Genomic DNA, 17409 nt, shown 5'->3' on the forward strand with positions numbered 1-17409 from the left:
GCAGTGCTTGGCACTCTAACAACACTGCTTATCCGGGTTTTAGATGCTTTTTCGGTGACCACTGAGGTATCTCATACCTATTTCATCTACCTCAGGCACTTCAGAAAGCCGTAACCTTTACACGTTGCGTGACTTAAAAAGAGATATGTTTATCCAACTAGTGACTCACTACACTCTTTCAGATCCGAAAATGCTTTTCTATCAACATGTTGGGATAGCTAAAGTCAGCAGCCTACAAAGTATTCTTAAAAAGTTGTAGGAGATATCATGCGTAAGGCCCTAATTGTAGACGACCATCCTTTTATTCGACGCATTGTCAGGTTGGTATTAGAGAAAGCCAATTTCCAGGTAGCGGCAGAAACAGATAATGGGGCAACCGCTCTGGACTTGGCGCGATCGCATGTTCCGCATCTAATTGTTCTTGATCTATCAATGCCCAAGCTGGATGGGCTGGAAGTGTTGAAGCGCCTGCACATACTCGGTTTACCCATAAAAGTATTGGTCCTCACCTCCAAGGGGTCTGCATTTTTTGCTGATCGCTGTATCCGTGCAGGCGCCATCGGTTTTATTGAAAAAACCGAAGATGTGGACGCGTTAACTCACGCTATCCATCGCGTGATGAGTGGCGGCATTTATTTAAATGACATTAACGCCAATGTCGCCACTGCGGGGAACGACAACCAAAGCGATCAACAACTGATCAAGACACTGTCTGATCGAGAACTGAGAACGCTGCAATATTTAGTATCAGGTTTATCCAACAAAAAAATATCTGAAACCATGCTGTTAAGCGAAAAAACCGTCAGCACCTATAAAACCCGCGTCCTCAACAAGCTCAATATCAAGTCTGTGGTCTATTTGGCTGAGTTCGCAAAACGCAACAATCTGGTCGAATGAGCACATTGGCACGTCGACAATACCTGCCCTTGTTCTTCTCGTTATGTATGACGTCGACGGGTTGTGCAGGCTCCGTCGACTTGCAACTGCTGGCTCGTTCGCACATAGATATTGCGCCTCTGGGCCTGAGCGAGGGCGACAAACAATGGTTAATGAGCAAGGGTTCGCTGACGCTGGGCACCTCAGCACCAGACTATGCGCCCTTTGATATTTCAACCGGCAGCGATTATTTCGAAGGATTGACGGCCGACTATGCTGGGTTGCTGAGCCAGCTGCTACACATCCCGTTCAAGGTGCGCCGGTATGATTCTCGCGCCGAGGTCATTGAGGCGTTAAAAAAAAGTGACATTGATTTACTGGGAACGGCCAATGCCTATGAGATGACCGATCCCGCGCTGGCATTCTCCTCACCGTATGCACTTGATACGCCTGTGCTGGTCACGCGCGCGGGCAACAATCTGCAAAACGCTGCGCAACCAAAAGGGCTGCGGCTGGCCATGCTGTATCACTACCAGCCACTTGAAGAGGTCAAAACGGTATATCCGCATGCGGATGTGCAGCTATACGCCTCAACCCTGAGTGCTATTGGCGCGGTCGCTTTTGGTCAGGCGGACATGTACCTGGGGGATGCCATCAGCACCAATTACCTGATCAATAAAAACTATTTGAACAACGTTTATCTCAAAGACTTCTCCCCTATTGAGGGGCATCCTTTTTCTTTTGCAGTCCATCACCCCAATCCGCGTTTACTGCGAATAATCGATGCCGCGCTGGCTCGCATTCCCCCGGACGAAAGTTATGCAATTTTAAGCCGCTGGGGGGGTAGCGGCATGAGATTCGAGGGGCGCGACCCGTTGCACTTTTCGCCGTCAGAGCAGCTCTGGATCACTCAGCATCCCCGGCTGAAAGTGGCGATCACCGAAGATTTTTTGCCCTTTAACTTTTTTGATGATCGTGGCGTTTTCAGCGGGCTGGCGGCCGACCTGCTGGCCAAGATCAGTGCGCGTACAGGGCTGAAATTCGATTTGGTACGCAGCAATTCCGTGGCGCAATTGACGGACATGATCAAGCAGGGTGATGCCGACCTGACCCCCGCCTTCACCCCCAGTAACAGCCGAGAAAATACCCTGCGTTTTACCAAGCCCTATCTCACCACCCCTTTTGTATTGGTCACACCTGTAAAGCCGGGGAGCGCGCTGACACTGGATATGCTGGAAGGTAAGCGAGTGGCGTTGGTGATCGACAACACGACGCACCCTTACCTGAAACAATACTTCCCGGGCGTGAAACTGATTGCGGCCACTAACTCCGCACAGGCCTTGGCGATGGTTGCCAGGGGGGAAGTTGAAGGGGCAGTCAACTCATTGATCAGTGCACGTTATTTGATCAAACAGCACTACAGCGGCCAATTAAGAATTCGTAGCACCGTGGGCATTACGCCTGCCCAGTTTTCGTTGGCGGTCGGTGCGAATGCGCCAGCGCTGTACTCAATTTTAGGCAAGGCGCTGACCAGTATTTCCCCGGAAGAAATGGATGTGCTGACCAAACGCTGGCAAAGCGCAGTCGTGCTGGACAGTCGATATTGGGAGCGTCACCGCTCAACGTTTCTAAAAGTCTCGATGATTCTGGCAAGCATCTTGGTACTGGGGGTTGTGTGGATTGCTTACCTGCGCGGGCTCATTCAGAAACGCGATCACGCTGAGCGCGCATTAAGTGATCAACTGGCGTTCATGCGCACCTTGATCGACGGCACGCCCCACCCTATTTATGTGCGTGACCGTGAAGGACGTTTGTTGATTTGCAATGAAGTGTATCTAGAAACCTTTGGCGTCAGTCGCGAAGCCGTCATAGGCAAAAGCCTGCTTGAACTGTCGTTTAGCCCCAAACAACAAAGCACGGCCTACCACAATGACTATATGAGCGTGATGCAAGACGCTCGCCCACTGCTACGCGACCACCCGCTGACACTGCCTGACGGTCGGGTGCTGACGATTTATCACTGGGTGCTGCCTTATCGGGGTAGCGACGGTGCGGTGGCAGGCATGATCGGCGGCTGGATCGACATCAGTGAACGCGCCCAACTGTTTGAGCAGTTAAAAGAAGCTAAAAATCACGCCGATCAGGCCAATCTGGCGAAAAGTGATTTTCTGACCACCATGAGTCACGAAATCCGCACGCCGATGAACGCCGTAATCGGGATGCTTGAACTGGCTTTGAAAAAAGCCGAACAAGGCGTTGCCGATAAAGAGTCGATCAACGTGGCGTCTGAAGCGGCACATGGGTTGCTTGAACTGATTGGTGAAATCCTGGATATCGCGCAAATTGAATCCGGGCGCATGTCACTCAATCAGCAACGCACACACTTGATGGCATTGGTCCAGTCCACCGTTCGGGTATTCGAGGGCATGGCCCAACAAAAAGGGCTGTTGATGAGCGTCGAGCTTGACCCAAAAATCAGCACCGACGTATTGATCGACCCGCTGCGTTTCAGGCAGGTTCTGTCCAACCTGCTCAGCAATGCGATCAAGTTCACAGAGGCCGGACAAGTGCGTTTGAGTGTTCGCGCCAAGCGTTCTGATGATGGTGAAAGACTTCACCTCTCTGTGCAGGTTGAAGACACGGGCATCGGTATTTCAAACGACGATCAACAACGTTTGTTCAGTTGTTTTTCCCAGGTCAACCCTCAGCAGCAAACACCGGGCGGATCGGGACTGGGGCTGATGATCAGCCGTCAGTTGTGCGCCATGATGGGCGGCACGCTGACGTTGGAGAGCACGCTGGGCAAAGGGACATGCATCAACATGCAACTGGAGATCGTGACGTTGCTGTCACAGATGCCGGTTGCACCTGTCGCCAGTGTGGCGGGCTGTCAAACTCGACCTTTAAAAGTATTAGTGGTTGACGATTACCCCCCCAATCGCAGGTTGCTGACTCAACAGTTGGGGTATCTGGGGCATACCGCGATTGAGGCCACAGACGGTGCGCAAGGGTTGAAAGCCTGGCGGGCAGAACGCTTTGACATGATCATGACCGACTGTTCGATGCCGGTCATGGATGGTTACGAACTGGCCCGCACCGTACGTGCAGAGGAGGCAGCCACTGGCGCCAGCGCCATTTTAATCGTGGGATTTACCGCCAATGCCCAGATCGGGGAGGCCGAGCGCTGCTTGGCAGCGGGAATGAATGATTGCCTGTTCAAACCCATCAGTTTGCAAAGCCTGGAAGCCCGACTAATGTCGGCGAATCGGATCAACGTCGATCCGCATAGCGAACATTATGTTTCGCCCTCAAGCCAACTGATCGATCTGCAAGCCCTCGAACAACTCACCGGCGGGGACGCCAATACCCTGAAAAGTCTGCTTGAGCCTTTGATCGATAGCCTCGAAGACGATATGGCGTGCCTGTTAAAAGCATTCACCAAAAACGATTTACCGGGCCTCAGTGATATTGCCCATAAGGTCAAAAGCGGGGCAAGAATGATCAAGGCAAAGCATTTGGCGCGCTGCTGTGAAAGCCTGGAACAGGCATGCTTGAGCCCCGAGTGGAGCCAGTTGGCACAACGCGTCGATGAACAATACGAAGCAATGGCGCAAGTGATGGAAGTGATTGAGGTGTATCGGGTTTGAGCATGGCCCGTGCGTACTGAACATTCTCGTCGCACGGTATCCATCAGCGCAGGTGCGCATCCCTTGGGGCTTAAGGTATGCCCATGACTAACGTGCCGCTCCCGGAGAAAGCACCGGTGGCTGGAACGCTGCCGGGTCGACGGGTGAGCGCGAACGTCACATCGTCCCCGCCCGAACTGTTGACGATGTTGGTTGAGAAGGCACTGCCGGGGCTTACTTGCCCTGCCCCTCGCAGCATTCCCGTGCCCAGGTTCGGATTGCTCGTACTCAGCACACCGGCGTCAAACGAGGCAGGAATGCCCTGTAGCGTAATGGTGATAGGCATCGTAATGCCGGGATCTGGGCAAGAGTAGTTCAAGCGGATGTTGGTACGTATTGGCGTACTACTGGCGGCTTCGCCAATGAGTGTACGGTCGACGGTGTTGAAGTTGACGTCGATGGGACGATTGCCGTTGATCGTGCAGGTGGACGGTTCAGTTATAAAGTCATTGCCTGCATACAGCAGCACATCCACATCATGGTCAGTATGAAAGCCGTCTTGACGAAGCTGGAAGGTGGCGAACCAATCCCCCGCACGAATATTAATAGGTTTGCCCGGAGAGCCTCGGGTCAGGATGTACATGAAGGTCTCAAGATTGCGCCCCCTTCCGTCATTAGGCATCGTGGCCAGCAGGACATTTCCCGTCACGGGGCTGGGGTAGTCCCTGCCACGTATGCGCAACCCTACCGTGTAGTTACCAAAATAAGGAGACAGTAAGGCCCCCGGCTTTGTGTACAAACGGTCCGTGCTTGAGGCAGGCCACCCATCCGGTGTGTAACGGCACTCCATAATGTAACCATCAAGATCAATTCGCCCCGTACTGGGGTGAGCAATCAAAGGCACGGTGAGCGGAAACCAGCCGCCGGCCACACTCTCCCAAGGACCATTGTTCACTCGGCATTGTGAAGCCGACACGGACTGCATGAGCAGCAACAGCACTGTACCGATTATAAGTTTCATTGTTTTCTCACTTGTATTGACTCAAGAAGACAGTCTTTAAGCGTTAGGCGGTTCGCTTGAGCGCGCATCCTTGAACACGTATTTATTCAACATGATGTTGTTTCAGGGCACGCCCATCACTAGCGTACCGCTCGCGTTAAAAGCCCCCGCGGCCGGAGTGCTACCCGATTGCCGTATGAGTGCGAAGACCACATCGTCGCCGCCCGAACTATTATTGATCATGCTGTTAAATGATTGCTCTGGCCCAATCAACACCCCGGCACGTAACAGTCCAGCCCCTAAATTGATGTTACTCATGCCCAGCACATTGGCATTGAAGGAGGACGCCGTACCTTTGAGCGTTATTTTGATTGGCAAGGTGACCCCCGGGTCGGGACACGAGTAATTCAACCGTACCGGCATGCGGATCGGTGTACTGCTAACACTCTCACCAATCTGGGTGCTGTCCACTGTACTGAAATTGATATCAATGGATTGATTGTTATTGATGGTGCACGTCGACGGTTCAACGACGAAGTTGTTATCGGCATATAGATAAACCCTCACCACGGGCTCAACCGGGTTGCCCGTATTGTTGGTTTGTTTTAAAACCATCGTGCCTAGAAGGTCCCCGCGGCGAATATCAATCGGGCTGCCGGGCGATCCTTGAGTGAGGATGTACATATACGTGCGCAAGTCGACACCCCGCCCATTGTTCGACATCGTGGCAAGGTGAATGCGAGGGCCTACCGGTATCGGGTAATCAACATTGTTAATGCGCAATCCCATCCTGTAGTTCAAGAACTTCGGCCCGGGGACTAACGCATTCGTGTAGGTGTGCCAATAATCTTTGACCGTTGCCGGAAAACCATCCGGGGTATAACGACACTCCATCAGATACCCATCCAGCAAAATCCGCCCCGAACCGGGGTGCGTCAGCACGGGGGCGTAAATATAAAGAGAGTTATAGGTCACGTCTTGCCAAAGCCCGCCATTCACTCGGCATTGCGAAGCCATAGCGGTATGCATGAACAACAACAGCAAGAGGCCGGTCAGGTAATTCATATTGAAGTGTTCTCTTCACACGAGAGCGTCGGTGCACCCCGCGCGGCAGGAGGGTAAGAGTTAAACCGTTAGGGGTAATCCAGGGTAAACGTGGAGATCGCACTAAATACACCAGCGCTAATCGATTGATCCGCCAAGGCTTGGGGTTCACCCCTTATATAAGCTTTGAAAGCAATTACGTTGTGACCGTCGCTGAGCGCTTGTTCATCGCTGACCACATTCAAAGGCAACGGTTGGTCGGCCGGTGTTTCAAGCCCTATCGCAATACCCTTCGCAACGCTGCCGCCGTCCAGCGCCAACAGCCCGGGAAGTTCAATATTTTCCACACCACTGAACGTCGTAGTGACCGAATCAGCAGTACTCGAATCGCAGTCTTCAAGATGGATTTCGAAAAGCCTGCCCACCGTGCGAGTGTTTGTGTAGAGGTCGCGGCTTGAGACCTCTCCCATCTCAACCGCCAACGCCTCATCACCTGGACGAAGGGTGCAGGCCTCAGCCACCAAATTGCCTTTGAATATAAGGTTATCCGCGGCCTGCCCTTGGCCTGGCGTCAGTAAAAAACCCGCCAGTAAAAAAAATAACCTGCCCACCTGAAAACCGTTGGCTTGCATTGCACTTCTCATAACCACCCTTCCTTACTGAAACTCAGCCAACAATGTGGCCGAAGCCGTAAACCCGCCCGTGGCGAGCAGCACGCCTGGCCGCTTGATCGGTACGGCTTCCAGCACTGGCGGAGTTGTAGGGTTGATGATCAGAAGCGTGTTTAGGTTCAGGGGCGTGCCGTCTTGCAAGAGTTGAACGCCCAGATCAGCGACGCTGGTTTGCACGGCGGATGATTCGAAAGACGTGGCGACCCCCTTGACCGTCAATACCATTTCCCATGGCAAGGTTCCCGACGAGCACGTAATCGTGTAGCTCACCGGTCGACGATAGTTAATGCCATCAACCTTGCTAATACCGACATCCATGAAGTCGGTTTCTATCAAGCCGCCGCTGTTGATCGTGCACGGCGGCGGTTCGACCAATGTGCCGTCGAACGTGAGGTTCGCCATTGCATTGCTGCCAAGCCCCATGGAACACAGTGCGAGCAGAGCAGGCTGGAGCCAGAGTCTCATGTGTTTTTCCTTGTCATTGCAATGCAACCACGACCGTTGCCGACGCCGAAAAAGCACCGGCGCTGAGCACGCTGCCAATCCTTTTCACGGGCACAGCCTCCATGCGCGGTAAGGTCGGGTAGGTGAAGTTCACCGTGTTGTTGAGGGGCCAGAGCGCACCATTGATGAAGAGTTTGATGCCCAGATCTGCGTTGTTGGTACTCAGAGACGTGCTGTCGAAGCCTGCCCCGGTGCCTTGCAGTTTCAGGGTCATGCCATTTGAGGGCAGGCCCGTACAGGTGACCGTATAAGGCACCTGGCGGCGATAATTCACACCGTCGATTCGGGTCGTCATAAGGGCATTACCAAACGGAACATTGAGCGTGTTCCCGCCATTAATGATGCAAGTCGGAGGCGCAATGATGACCCCGCGGATCGCCAGAGAGACCTGTGCCAGAGCCGCTTCGCTGATGGCTAAAAGCAGCAGAGTGCACACACATAAGGTTCTGGCATTGACGGCTTTAGCCATGGTTGCACCCTCACTCATAATTGAGCCTGAAATCCACCACGGCCCTGAACGCGCCATTGCTCAGCGCTGCCGGGGTACGGGTGGGCTGGACATACCACGTCAAGGTGTCACTGCCGTGGGCCAAAAATAAAGGTTCGCCTCTAGACCCCAAACGCACATCCCGCCCCATTGAATCGCTTAGGCGCAGCCCTAACCCGGAGATGCCGCGTACCTGGACCAGGCGGGAGTCATCCGCATCGGCAGGCGCCAGAAATGCAACCGACACCACCGGGTGATAAGCACTCCAGACCAGCTTGCCCGTCCGTTCATTGGTGATACTGCCCGCTGCCCGTCGACAATCAAAAAATCGCAGGTGGAACGCAATGGGCGTCGCCCCATCACCGGGTTGTTGCAATTGACTGCGCGGGATATTGCCTAGCTCCACGGTCTGATACGCCGAGGACATTTCCACCATGCAGGCGGAATGGTGCAGGGAACCTGAAATGTCCAGTAATCCGCCCATACCGTCCTCATCCGCAGCCTGGGTGCCGGGCGTTAGTAGCACACACAACAGGCAAACGAGGGTCTTTGTACTGTCAGGTTTCATAAGCGCCTCCTGTAGCGTGCATTACTCATCCCCCGGTGAGGCCGCCAGGTTCACCGTGCAGGTATCGCCCGAACAGCTGAAAGCGAGCGTCGGACGACCGCCGTAGTCATTCACATAAGTCATATACGGTGTAACGCCGAGTGCTTTGGCACTGGAGGACAAGGTGAGCGACCCTTTGGGCGGCACCATTAACGGCTCAAAACCTTCGACTGTCTTGGCATCTTTGCTGCGTCGGGCATCGACGAGCGTGACGTAATACGGGGTTGGATTATTCACCCGGTATTGATCCCCAACCCGCGTAAGAGTCAGCTTTTGCTGCCAGGGATTGGACAGCTGCTGCTGGCTGGGAACGATCGCGGCTGGCCGATAAAACAGCTTGATCCGGGTTTGCAGGGCAATTTGAAGCGTGTTGGCCTTGTCTGTACGGGGCGGAATTTCACGCAGGTTGAAGTAGTAGACGCTCTCCCGGTCTTGGGGAAGCATTTTAGCGGCGGGCAATGCCTGAACTTTTACCTGGCTCTGCTTACCCGGCTCCAGGCGTTGAACAGGAGGAAGCACCGTCAGCGGGGTGCTGATCTTGTTACCTTGTTCATCCTCGATCCAACCTTGAGCCAGATAAGGGAGCTGTGTGTTGTTGTTGGTGATGCTCATGCTGACAGCGTCTTTACTGCCATCAAAAATGACCCGGGTTCGATCAAGGCCAATGGCCGCTTTGGCGTTGTTAAGCAGGCACAACGCAACCAGCGCAAGTGCCAACGGCGTGAAACGCGATGTAGGCGTCATAAGTGTTTGTTCTCCGTGTCGTTGTCAGTCAAGGGGGTGAGTGCAGGCGACTTGTCATTCGCACTTGCGCCTTCGCAAAGCAGGTTCAGCGCAGACACCAAACCATCGGCTGGCACGCTCGCAGGTAACATCAGGGTGCAGCGTTCAGTACCGCCCCAACTGACGGTCATCTGTTTGCCAGGCTCAATACCACTCAGGTAAACACTTCCGTCCTCGTTGACGATGCCCGTGTCCTGCTGCCTCTGATTTTTCACTGTGGCGCCAAACGGAGGCGTACTGCCATCAAGTAGCCGGATCACCGCCATGGCTTTCTCGCCTGAGATCACATCCAGTGAGCGGTAGCCAATAGCCCCTTCAGTCAAGGTCAGTTGGGTCACGGATTGAGTCGCTTCGGCATTGGCTGGCAAGTTTTCCAGATCAACGCTCGCCGCCGTACGGTGATAACTGCTGATGTCTGAAATAACGGTTTTACCAAACGCGTTACTGCGACTCGCCGCACCATATCCACGGATCGGGATATCGGGCACACCGGCGGTGTCGACCATCAAACGCGTGCCGCCCATACTGCCGCTTCGATGCAAAGCCCCCCCTTTGGCGGTGAGGGTGCCGCCGCCGCGCGCAGAAAGACTGAGGCTGGTGTAGTCGTTTTCTTGTGCGCTGGCGCTGAAGTCCAGGTTGGCGCGATCACCCACATGGCTCAGGTATCCGCTGACCGAGTTATCACTGGCCGAGAGTTGATAGCTATTGCGCTCATCGAGTCGATCACTGAATCGCGCTGAATAGCTGTTTTTGTCCATCGTTCTGCTGGCGCTCGTCGATAACGTCCCCGATCTGCCCAACGGCAGGCTGAGCGACAGGTACATCCCGGTACTGCTTTGTGCTCCGCTGCGTTGATCGCGCTCCTGATTGCGGAACAGATTCATCGACAGGCTCATATTCTTGATCGTGCCCATATTGAAATAACGCGCCAACGATAAATTCCATCGCTCGCTAGCCGGACGGTCCCAATAAGACTGGTTGCTGTAGTTGAGGTAAACAGAGACTCCCGCATCACGGAACTGCTTATTGAATGTTGCGGTATAGAGCGACTTACTGCCTCCCACGGGGCCGCCGTACTGACTCGCATCCAAATATTCACTTATGCTCAGGTAGTTTTTTTCGGAGAAGCGGTAACCGGCAAAAGTGATTTGGCTGTCAAATTCTTCAAATCGCTTCGAATAACTCAAGCGGTAAGAAGCACCCGACAAGGTTTCATCCGACAGGGATGTTTGAGCACGCGTGGCATCAAATGACAGCGCTCCAAATGCAAGTAAGTCACGTCCTACACCCAGGGAAAATGCTTTGTAATTGTTGTCTGTGATTGCACCGCCATACAGAGACCAGCCATTGCTCACCCCCCACGAGAACTCACCCGTGGCGAAAGCATTGCCTTGCCCTCCCTTATGCAGGTCTGATGGCCGGCCACCTGCCACTTTGTAACGAACAGTACCGGGGCGTGTCAGGTAGGGAATACTTGCCGATTCAACCTGGAAAGTGGTGACGGTGCCATCTTGCTCTTCAACGCGAACATCCAGAGAACCGCTGACGGCATCATTGAGGTCTTGAATGCGAAACGGTCCGGCTGCCACGAGCGTTTCGTAGAGCACACGGCCCTGCTGGCTGATGACGACTTTAGCGTTGGTCAAGGCCACACCTGACACTTCAGGTGCATAGCCGCGCAAGTTGGGAGGCAACTGCGTGTCGTCGGAATTCAGCGAAGCACCGACAAACCGAAAGCTGTCGAAAATATCTGAATACAGGTAGTTTTCACCCAATGTCAGGCGCGACTGGATAGAAGGTAATGCGCGATAAGCGTAAAAACGGCTCCATTCCAGTTTTTGTGTATTGCCAGTATCAGCGCTGTCAGCCCGGCCTTGCCAGTCGGCGCGAAAACGCCAGGGGCCAGCATTAGCACCCACGGTGCCGTTACCGCTGAAATTGTTGCGTACCGATTCGTCTCGCTGATGGATGTTCTGCGCAGTGATGTTGTAATCAAGCAGCAGACCCGGAACGCCTTCATCCCAACGCGACGGCGGGTCCCAATTGGGAGCGCTGTATTCAAAGTAAGCCTGAGGCAGCGAAATGTGCAGCGTGGAGCTGCTCAAATCACCCGAGACTTCCATTCCGGGCAAGCTGCGGGTGTCTAGACACTCACCACTTTTCCACCAGGTCAGTTGAGCTGAATACTCTTTTTTCAAGCCCATTTGCCCCACCAACTCTGGGGTCAAGCAAGCCAGGCTGTCTTTCGGGTCCTGTTCGGAGGAGTGAAACGCCACCGACTGCTCAGGGAGTGTGTCGCTGTTAAGCTGCACAGCCATCGGATAAGTCCCCGGCAGGATAAAACCACTGCGCGAGAATTGAGACAGGTCAAAATTGCTACGATCATGCAGATCAAGAATATCGGTGTTGAACTGGATATCCCCAGCAGCCAATACCCCACTGCTTATCGACAGGAGTCCTGCGAGCAAACCGGGTTGAAGTCTTGGCTTGCCTATCAAAGGGTTTAATAACGCGCACAGCCCATACATTCAGTAATACTCCAGCCTGAAACGCACCGCAGCACGATGAGTTCCGACAGCTATTGGCTGATCATTGCCAACCAGTTGAAGCACGTAATTGAGCACCATGTCCTCTCCCGCCAAGGGCATCAGGTCCATGGGCACTCCCGGGATACTTTCCTGACCGTTTACATCCGTTATGTGCAAAGCCACACCCTGCGAAGATCCCAAGGCAGCAAAAGAGCGCCCCTCACGATCAGTCAAACCTTCAAAGGTCACCCGTACATGTTCCGAATCCGGTAAGTATTGACCTGGACGATCAGGATCAGGGCGGGTCAGCGAACACTGGATCAAGCGCAATGAAAAAGGATGTGGATCGCTCTCTCCTTCGCGAACTAATCGCCCGACAGGGACAGGCGTCATATCAATTACTTGATAAGCGCTGTTAGCATCCAGAGCACATGCGGAATCAAGTATTTGCCCACCTAACGTGACGACACCACTGCCTTGTTGGCGTGGCTCGGCAAATACCGACAGACAGGAAGTTAGAAACATGGCAAGCACGCAACTAAACGCTGACGCCGTAAACACTTTCACATTGATTCCCCCTCCTGTTTTGTCCTGCCGCCGACTACACGGCGGCAGGACTAACATTTATTGGTAAGCCAAGGAGAAGTTCGTCACGGCGCTAAACTCACCCGGCGTAATGTCGCCCGTTGCCTGACCTTTCAAGAAGGCGCCAAAAGACAGTTGGTTATTACCGTCCTGAAGGAGTTGAGGCTTGGTTGCCGTGCCCAGTACCACCGCGGTGCCACTGCCATCAACCATCATGACGCCAGCGCCTTTGGCAGTCCCGACGATGCCCAACGCACCGGGAACATCGGCTGATTCAGCACCGGTAAAAGTCGTGGTGACCGTTTTATCGGTCAGGCTGGTTACGTTGCAGCCCACCAGTTTGATGTAGAAATCTTGAGGCGTTGCAGTGCCCCCCCCGGTCAGTGCCGACTTTGCAACTTGGCCCAGACCGATGGTTTGATCCACACTTTCGGGGTCAATGGAGCAGGCGGCTTCGATAATCGCCCCTTTAAACGTAACAGTGCCTTGGCCTGCGCCTGCCGCATGAACAACAGAGGCAGAACCTGCCAGAAAGACCATGGAAGCCAACGCAGTTTTTATTGCAATGTTCATCTAAATTGTTCCTATGTAAGTCAATTAAAAATACGTTGCTTTAATTACTCACACGTTTACGTGACCGTGGACACTTGAAAAACACCTTGCACCCGAGCAAGGTGTTTAAACACGCACCAGTTCACAACGGCGCTCATCACTCAAGGACAAATGAATGCCCCGTGATTATGCGAACACCGAAACAACGCACAATTAAAAGCAATCGTTAATTTCAGCATTGTTTTATCAAAGGCTTAAATATCGCCACGCACTGAGCACAAAGACTTATATACGCAGAGCAACTCTCTACCCTTGATGAAACAGTGAAGAATCTAACTGTTTATTTTCAATTCGCTTGTAGGAATTTACTGAACATTAAAAAATCGTTCCGGCGTGTCATACAGGCCACGGGAGCGTGGTGGTGAAAAATGAATAAAAAAAACCGCGATCAGTGATCGCGGTTTTAAAGGCTATGGGGGGGTTACTTGCCGAGTGGTATTTTCGGCGCCCATTGAAGCCATTCATCTTCAAAGGCATCGAACAACGGGAAGGTTTGCTCCGGCCGGGCCTGATTGCCCATTTTGCCGTCATCCGGCGTTGCAAATGCGATACCGCCTTGGATCAGGGTCTCAAGTGATTCGGTGCGCACTGTCGCGCCTTTAAACAAGCCAAAGTCGACACCAAAACCACTGGTATTCCAAAAGCGGCTGCCGCTGCGCACCAGAGGTGCGTAACGTGGCTCGATCAGGATGTGCACCAGCACTCGGTCCGCCGTATTGCCCAGCTCATATCCGGTTACCTTGCCCACGGTAACTTCGCGGTAGGTCACCGGTACACCTTCTTTCAGCGATCCGCGGCGCGCAGCACTCAGCACCAAACTAAGCCCGGCCTGAGGCAGAGCAGCATCAGGCGCGCGATCCAGTGCTACGAAGCTGGTTTGCTGGCCTCGGTCTTTGGCCGCAGGCTGCACCTCAAGGTATTGACCCGTGACGAGGGTTTCCAGGTTGGCCGTTTTCATCAAACCCAGTTCCGGTTTAACCACCCAAAACTGTGAGCCGACCCGTGCAATGCGATCAGGAACTTCGGTAATACGTGCCTGAAGCAAGACAGATTGCAGATCATCACTCAGATCAACGCTTTCAACTTTGCCGACTGTCAGTCCTTTGAAACGAATGGGTGAACCGCTGCTTAAGCCGTCAGCACGGTCTACTTTGATCGTGATGGGCACGCCTTGCTCCATGGCCGCATCGCGATCAGTAAACAAGCGGAAACGTGGAATGCGCTTTTGCAAAGGGGCCGTCGCTTTCGGCGTTTCGAAGGCAATGCCTCCTGCCATCAGGCTTTGCAGGGATTCGCTTTTAACCTGAATGCCGCCCGTTAATCCGCCTGTCAGGGTTATGCCACTGGCATTCCAGAATCGCGTAGAGGCATTCACCAGATTTTCATATTCTTTTTCAATGTGAACGCCAATGATCAGTTGCTTCTTGGTGCGAGAGAACTGATAGCTCTGAACCGATCCGACTTTAACCTGTTTGTAGAGAATCGGACTGCCCACATCCAGCGATCCCAAGTTGTCAGTGAAAAGCACCATGTGCAGACCTGGCGAACGTAAATCCAACGGCGGCGCTTTAGGACGGGCAATGAACTCGCGCTCAGGTGTGCTGCCCTTATCGCCAGGACGTATGGCAATGTAGTTGCCTTTGACCAACGCTTCCAGACCGGTAATGCCCGCCAGTGATATAGAGGGTTTGACGACCCAGAATTGAGTGCCTTCTACCAAGTAGTCTTCGGCCAACGGGTCCAGCGCCAATTCAGCGCTTGCGCTGGTTAGATCTGGATCAACCTTTAAGCCTTTGAGACTACCGACTTGAATGCCTTTGTACATGACCGGCGTACGGCCTGCCTGTAAACCTTCGAAGTCGCTGAGTTTAACTTTGACCTTGATCCCGGCCTGCGCCGCATCAAAGTCCTCATACAAGCGGAACGGCAAGCTTGAGTCGGTCGGCGGGCTGTCTTTACGATTCTCCGGTGTCGCAAAAGCAATGCCGCCAGCGACGATGCTGGCCAACGACTCACTTCGCAGCTTTACACCGGACAGATTGGCGTCAATGCTGATGCCGCTGGCATTCCAGAAACGTGTGTGTTTACGCACCAGGTTGGCATAAGTCGGCTCAATGAAAACTTTGACCTCAACAGTGCTCTGGTCTTCAGACAACACATAACTCTTGATTTGACCGACCTGGATTTGTTTGTAGAACACCGGACTACCGCGGTTCAGTGAACCTAAACGATCTGCCTTGAGCGTGAGGTGCAACCCAGGCTTTGCGTCAGACAGCGGCGGCTCTTGCGAAAGAGCTTTGAACTTGCGCGTAGGCCCGCCATCCGCCGGGCTAACAGCGATGTAGTTACCGGACACCAGGGTTTCGAGGCCAGTAATGCCTGCCAATGTCACGCTCGGTTTGACCAACCAGAAGCGGGTGTTGGTTTTCAGATACTGCTCAACATCCTTGTCCATTTCGACTGTGGCGATGACGCCTTTACTAGGGCCTTCTTCATCCAGCGCCAAGGTCTTTACCTTGCCTACTGGCATGCCCTTATAGACCACTTCGGTTTTATTGGCGACGATCCCTTCCCCGCTTTCGAAACGAACCTGGATGTTGATCCCGGTTTCGCTGTAAGCACGCCAGCCCAGCCAGCCGCCAATAATCAGCGCGATGAGGGGAAGAATCCAGATGGCCGACCAGTTAGAGGCCGGGCGGGTTTTAGCGGTAGGTAAATCACTCATGGTCGTCGTCCGACTCCGTGTTATCCCAAATTAGTCGGGGATCGAAAGTTACAGCGGCAAGCATTGTTAGTATCACCACACTGGCAAACGCCACAGCGCCCAGGTTGGCCTCGACACTGGCTATACGGCCAAAGTTAACCACTGCTACCAAGATGGCAATCACGAAAATATCCAACATCGACCAGCGGCCAATGAATTCGATAAATCGATACATGATGATGCGTTGCCGGGCGGATAAAGGCTGGCGGCGCTGAACAGAGAACAGCAGCAAAGCAATACCCACCAATTTAAAGGTTGGCACCAGAATACTGGCAATAAATACCACGGCAGCAATCGGGATCATGCCGTGCTGCACCAACTCGATAACGCCAGCCATGATGGTACTGGGCGAACCCTGCCCTAACGAACTGATCGTCATGATGGGCAATAAGTTGGCGGGTATATAAAGAATGGCTGACGTCAGCAACAGTGCCCACGTTCGCATCAGGCTGTCGGGACGACGCGCGTGTACTAAGGCGCCGCATCGAGTGCATGTTTGTTCATCTGTTTGAGGGTCTTGCCGGTTCAGTTCGTGGCACTCGGTACAGATCAAGATCCCGGCATCAATCGCACGCATGAGCATCCTCCCCTGAGAGGGCCTGCCATATCTGGTGAGGTGACATGACGACCTCCAGCCAGACTTGAACCAGTAACAGGCTGACGAAGCAGGTCAGGCCAAGTCCAAGGCTGAGTTCCGCCAGGTCGGCCAACTTCACAATCGCCACCAGCACCCCCATCAAGTAGACCTCAAGCATGCCCCAATCTTTCAGGTGGTGATAAATACGGTAAATAAGCAGGCCATATTCGCGTCCTATGTTCCAACGAATACTGAGTAACACAGCGAGCTGGCAGAGTAGCTTGAGCAGTGGGATGCCCATGCTGCACAGGAACACGACAACAGCGATACCTTGCATACCCGTATCGAACAACCCGACTACGCCGCTCCAGACGGTATCTTGTGAGACTTGGCCCAAAAGATTGAGTTGCATGATGGGCAGAAAGTTCGCAGGCACGTAGAGCAGCAGAGCCGCAATCACCAGCGCGAGACTGCGCTCAACCACATTATGACGATGGGCATAAAGCTCATATCCGCAGCGCGGGCATTGAGCTTTCTCGCCGAGGGCAAGATGCGGCTTGCGCATCAAAAGATCACACTCATGGCAGGCCACTAACTCGTCCAGCGGTAAATCTGACACCCTGCGGGCGTCAACCGGATCTGGCATATAAGGAGTCTCTGGCTTTGAAATGACTGCGCCCATTCTAGTGTGCGGAGCATGAAATGACTGCGTCTATTTGTAGGACTTTAGGTGAAGCACGCCGCA

General features: G+C 53.5%; 15 protein-coding genes. 2 read left to right on the forward strand and 13 right to left on the reverse strand.

Annotation, left to right across the window (positions count from 1 at the left end):
* Positions 1-267: 267 nt before the first annotated feature.
* The gene (locus tag ACP7A4_RS17960; protein WP_059762390.1) at positions 268-897 is read left to right on the forward strand and encodes a response regulator transcription factor; all 630 of its coding nucleotides are present in this window, start codon (positions 268-270) and stop codon (positions 895-897) included.
* Positions 894-4523, forward strand: a complete 3630-nt coding sequence (locus ACP7A4_RS17965; protein ID WP_426247893.1) for a transporter substrate-binding domain-containing protein — start codon at positions 894-896, stop codon at positions 4521-4523. The genes ACP7A4_RS17960 and ACP7A4_RS17965 overlap by 4 nt, the downstream gene beginning before the upstream one ends.
* Positions 4524-4593: 70 nt before the next feature.
* On the opposite strand, the gene ACP7A4_RS17970 is transcribed toward ACP7A4_RS17965, so the two are convergent.
* The 13 genes from ACP7A4_RS17970 to ACP7A4_RS18030 all read right to left on the reverse strand — a co-directional run bounded on the left by ACP7A4_RS17970 (position 4594) and on the right by ACP7A4_RS18030 (position 17310).
* Complete coding sequence (locus ACP7A4_RS17970; RefSeq protein ID WP_203303697.1) at positions 4594-5523, reverse strand: fimbrial protein; 930 nt, start codon at positions 5521-5523, stop codon at positions 4594-4596.
* A 102-nt stretch (positions 5524-5625) separates the two neighbouring features.
* Positions 5626-6567, reverse strand: coding sequence for a fimbrial protein (locus ACP7A4_RS17975; RefSeq protein WP_059762387.1), 942 nt, complete (start codon positions 6565-6567; stop codon positions 5626-5628).
* Positions 6568-6635: 68 nt separating this feature from the next.
* Positions 6636-7190, reverse strand: coding sequence for a fimbrial protein (locus tag ACP7A4_RS17980; RefSeq protein ID WP_426247894.1), 555 nt, complete (start codon positions 7188-7190; stop codon positions 6636-6638).
* Between the two features lie 12 nt (positions 7191-7202).
* Complete coding sequence (locus ACP7A4_RS17985; protein ID WP_203303699.1) at positions 7203-7682, reverse strand: fimbrial protein; 480 nt, start codon at positions 7680-7682, stop codon at positions 7203-7205.
* A 13-nt stretch (positions 7683-7695) separates the two neighbouring features.
* Positions 7696-8190 (reverse strand): fimbrial protein, encoded by a 495-nt coding sequence (locus ACP7A4_RS17990; RefSeq protein WP_059762509.1) that lies wholly within the window; start codon positions 8188-8190, stop codon positions 7696-7698.
* Positions 8191-8200: 10 nt separating this feature from the next.
* Positions 8201-8776, reverse strand: coding sequence for a fimbrial protein (locus tag ACP7A4_RS17995; RefSeq protein WP_059762385.1), 576 nt, complete (start codon positions 8774-8776; stop codon positions 8201-8203).
* Between the two features lie 21 nt (positions 8777-8797).
* Positions 8798-9559 (reverse strand): fimbria/pilus periplasmic chaperone, encoded by a 762-nt coding sequence (locus ACP7A4_RS18000; protein WP_426247895.1) that lies wholly within the window; start codon positions 9557-9559, stop codon positions 8798-8800.
* Complete coding sequence (locus ACP7A4_RS18005) at positions 9556-12126, reverse strand: outer membrane usher protein (protein ID WP_426247896.1); 2571 nt, start codon at positions 12124-12126, stop codon at positions 9556-9558. Before ACP7A4_RS18005 ends, ACP7A4_RS18000 begins: the two co-directional genes overlap by 4 nt.
* A complete protein-coding gene (locus tag ACP7A4_RS18010; RefSeq protein WP_371260624.1) occupies positions 12127-12693 on the reverse strand; it encodes a fimbrial protein in 567 nt (188 codons plus the stop codon). It abuts the gene before it with no gap.
* 57 nt (positions 12694-12750) lie between these two features.
* Positions 12751-13284: a fimbrial protein gene (locus ACP7A4_RS18015; RefSeq protein ID WP_059762382.1), complete on the reverse strand. Its 534-nt coding sequence runs from the start codon at positions 13282-13284 to the stop codon at positions 12751-12753.
* A gap of 460 nt (positions 13285-13744) precedes the next feature.
* Positions 13745-16048, reverse strand: a complete 2304-nt coding sequence (locus ACP7A4_RS18020) for a PqiB family protein (RefSeq protein WP_059762381.1) — start codon at positions 16046-16048, stop codon at positions 13745-13747.
* Positions 16041-16664 (reverse strand): paraquat-inducible protein A, encoded by a 624-nt coding sequence (locus tag ACP7A4_RS18025; RefSeq protein WP_059762380.1) that lies wholly within the window; start codon positions 16662-16664, stop codon positions 16041-16043. The genes ACP7A4_RS18020 and ACP7A4_RS18025 overlap by 8 nt, the downstream gene beginning before the upstream one ends.
* Complete coding sequence (locus ACP7A4_RS18030; protein ID WP_059762379.1) at positions 16651-17310, reverse strand: paraquat-inducible protein A; 660 nt, start codon at positions 17308-17310, stop codon at positions 16651-16653. The genes ACP7A4_RS18025 and ACP7A4_RS18030 overlap by 14 nt, the downstream gene beginning before the upstream one ends.
* Positions 17311-17409: the final 99 nt, after the last annotated feature.

The sequence above is a fragment of the Pseudomonas sp. TWR3-1-1 genome, assembly GCF_049896545.1.
Lineage (GTDB): Bacteria > Pseudomonadota > Gammaproteobacteria > Pseudomonadales > Pseudomonadaceae > Aquipseudomonas > Aquipseudomonas weihenstephanensis.

What these genes read in the sequence shown, in the direction of transcription:
- ACP7A4_RS17960 (WP_059762390.1), top strand. Translation starts at nt 268, where the DNA reads ATGCGTAAGGCCCTAATTGTAGACGACCATCCTTTTATTCGACGCATT.
- ACP7A4_RS17975 (WP_059762387.1), bottom strand. Translation starts at nt 6,567, where the DNA reads ATGAATTACCTGACCGGCCTCTTGCTGTTGTTGTTCATGCATACCGCT.
- ACP7A4_RS17980 (WP_426247894.1), bottom strand. Translation starts at nt 7,190, where the DNA reads ATGAGAAGTGCAATGCAAGCCAACGGTTTTCAGGTGGGCAGGTTATTT.
- ACP7A4_RS18000 (WP_426247895.1), bottom strand. Translation starts at nt 9,559, where the DNA reads ATGACGCCTACATCGCGTTTCACGCCGTTGGCACTTGCGCTGGTTGCG.
- ACP7A4_RS17985 (WP_203303699.1), bottom strand. Translation starts at nt 7,682, where the DNA reads ATGAGACTCTGGCTCCAGCCTGCTCTGCTCGCACTGTGTTCCATGGGG.
- ACP7A4_RS18025 (WP_059762380.1), bottom strand. Translation starts at nt 16,664, where the DNA reads ATGCGTGCGATTGATGCCGGGATCTTGATCTGTACCGAGTGCCACGAA.
- ACP7A4_RS18020 (WP_059762381.1), bottom strand. Translation starts at nt 16,048, where the DNA reads ATGAGTGATTTACCTACCGCTAAAACCCGCCCGGCCTCTAACTGGTCG.
- ACP7A4_RS18030 (WP_059762379.1), bottom strand. Translation starts at nt 17,310, where the DNA reads ATGCCAGATCCGGTTGACGCCCGCAGGGTGTCAGATTTACCGCTGGAC.
- ACP7A4_RS18015 (WP_059762382.1), bottom strand. Translation starts at nt 13,284, where the DNA reads ATGAACATTGCAATAAAAACTGCGTTGGCTTCCATGGTCTTTCTGGCA.
- ACP7A4_RS17990 (WP_059762509.1), bottom strand. Translation starts at nt 8,190, where the DNA reads ATGGCTAAAGCCGTCAATGCCAGAACCTTATGTGTGTGCACTCTGCTG.
- ACP7A4_RS18005 (WP_426247896.1), bottom strand. Translation starts at nt 12,126, where the DNA reads ATGTATGGGCTGTGCGCGTTATTAAACCCTTTGATAGGCAAGCCAAGA.
- ACP7A4_RS17995 (WP_059762385.1), bottom strand. Translation starts at nt 8,776, where the DNA reads ATGAAACCTGACAGTACAAAGACCCTCGTTTGCCTGTTGTGTGTGCTA.
- ACP7A4_RS17970 (WP_203303697.1), bottom strand. Translation starts at nt 5,523, where the DNA reads ATGAAACTTATAATCGGTACAGTGCTGTTGCTGCTCATGCAGTCCGTG.
- ACP7A4_RS17965 (WP_426247893.1), top strand. Translation starts at nt 894, where the DNA reads ATGAGCACATTGGCACGTCGACAATACCTGCCCTTGTTCTTCTCGTTA.